This is a genomic window from Mycobacterium persicum (genome assembly GCF_002086675.1).
In the GTDB taxonomy this organism is placed as follows: Bacteria; Actinomycetota; Actinomycetes; order Mycobacteriales; family Mycobacteriaceae; genus Mycobacterium; species Mycobacterium persicum.
This window is the reverse complement of the sequence record NZ_MVIF01000215.1, coordinates 1-1,986: the sequence shown is the minus strand read 5'-3', so window position 1 is coordinate 1,986 and position 1,986 is coordinate 1. Positions and strand designations below refer to the sequence as shown.

At 56.5% G+C, this 1,986-nt stretch carries 3 protein-coding genes; all 3 read right to left on the bottom strand.

The genetic code is table 11. From position 1 onward, the window contains the following. Positions 1-146: 146 nt before the first annotated feature. The gene (locus BST40_RS27890; protein ID WP_244174529.1) at positions 147-536 is read right to left on the bottom strand and encodes a hypothetical protein; all 390 of its coding nucleotides are present in this window, start codon (positions 534-536) and stop codon (positions 147-149) included. 323 nt (positions 537-859) lie between these two features. Continuing rightward, positions 860-1,462 carry a hypothetical protein gene (locus BST40_RS29830; RefSeq protein ID WP_131808235.1) on the bottom strand — a complete coding sequence of 201 codons (603 nt, stop codon included), beginning with the start codon at positions 1,460-1,462 and terminating at the stop codon, positions 860-862. A 16-nt stretch (positions 1,463-1,478) separates the two neighbouring features. Then, positions 1,479-1,986, bottom strand: a 508-nt coding sequence (locus BST40_RS31285; protein ID WP_208618946.1) for a hypothetical protein, incomplete at its 5' end; no start/stop codon positions are given.

Below are 1,986 nucleotides of genomic sequence, written 5' to 3'. Positions count from 1 at the left end.
ACCGGATTATCCCTGCTCAGAGCACCATTCTTCGTTCAAGACACACCATCAAGATCAACCGGCGCGAAAGCCCGAGGCTAAGTCGTCCGGCTGCTAGTGCGGCGGGCTGGTGGAGCGGTGAGCAGACGACCTTGTTGTCGACACGCCTAGAGCGGATTCACGTAACGCCGGGGTTCATCGGCCACCGGCAGGGCTGCATTGCGCGATGTTTCCGGGGCAGGCATCGTCGGCGGCGTATACCGACACTCGTTGGGAATGTCTGACACACGCTCTGGGAGGCCTTCGGTTTGATCACCTCGCCAGTGGATGGTGTCTAGATCATCCTGTGGCTCACCGCAAACCGGACCCGACCAGCCCTCTTCAAAGTCGAGGAAGTAGTAATACAACGCCGGGTCATCAAAGTCGGTCCACGGCCCAGGATCTATGAGGGACTTCCTGGTGTCACGGACAAGGCCCCAGGTAATTTCTGACGGTGCCGCCTGGTACACCAGGTACATCATGGGACCTTCGGTCCACGCATGGGAAACCAAAAACACGTAGCATCCCGGCACTTCTCTCCCGGCATTGTCAGCGTTCTTAATTACGATGTGCCGCAACAACTTTTGCAGCACATCGGCGGCGAACTGCCGCCTCGATTCCGGCGGATCAGTTGATGGGGCGATAGCTGTTTACCCTTGGCGGTGTCCAGATCCAGTTCGGCCCAATTTCTACCACTCCACTACCCCCTGCCAGGAGATACATGGTGATCACCCCCTTCTGTCCGCCGCCGGGCACGGTCGGATTGCCTTGGCTACGTGGGCGATTCGTGAGACCATCGCCAGAGGGCGGCAGCCATCGGGTTTTGCCGTACGAGCGTCGTTCATGGCGAATACGTGTACTGCTCGCGCACCTCCATCACTGATTCCCACTGGGGGAATCCGGCGATTATTTCCGCATCGGAGAACTCCGTCATGTCCGGTGGCGCGCCGCCTAGGCCATCGACGTGTCCGATGTAGATCCGAGCGGTTAGTCCCGACAGGGACAACCAATCGAAGTTCAAGACGTACTCGGTCAATTTTTCAATGGCGGGCATCGCCCTTGGATCAGCGACTGTGCCGGGACGATCCGCGTCCCTTGCCCATATGTCACCACCATTCGGTGCGATCAGCGGAGGGCTATTAGACGTTGTCGGTGTCCAATAGCCTCGTGTGGAGTACCACGGATACTGGCGACTGGCATCGTTCGACCAAGCGACCTTCCCGACGCCCGTTACCACGACGAGAGCGGTATTTGAATCCTCGAAACCGCTCCATCGGATATCGAAGATAACGCCGGCGCGCGAGCGCTGCGGCGAAAGGCGCATATCAATAAACTCGGCTTCATTTAGAGCGCCCTGCTCGATTAATGGGTTCGCCCTAGAAGCTGTAGTCAGCATGACCTCGGGCGCGAACTCATAAAGTTCGCGAATCGAATAAGCGTTCATATGAAAGATCCTAACATCAGTTTGGCACGGGTATATGCGCATAGGGATCTGAAGATGACACCGTCCGACCAGTGAACGGGTCCACTTCTTGACCCATAATATTGAGGTAATTCAAATACCCGTGGGGGTACTGTGCTGTTGGTTCCATCACTCGGATCGATACGACGCGTGGATCAATGCCTGGTTGATTTGGAGTTATCGAATAGATCCAACCTTGTCCAGAGTTCGCCGGGGTGTCTGAGATAACTCCAGGCGGAATACCGGGGAGGTTAACTCCGCCCGGGCCGATAACATTCGTGGGCGGGTGCTGCTGCGGTAAGACGTCTAGGTATTGTTGCTTTTCGGCGTTAAGCCGTAGGGTTTCGACATGGAAATCAGCTCTTCGTGGATCGCTGGGAGGCAGTGACTCAATAAAAGGTTTATAGATATGGTTGTGCTCCCATATCCGGCTCTTCGCAGATGAGGGTGTAGAGGTGGTCGGCGCGTCGTTGCCGGGATAGGGGTCGAGGTCTTCCGAAGATGAG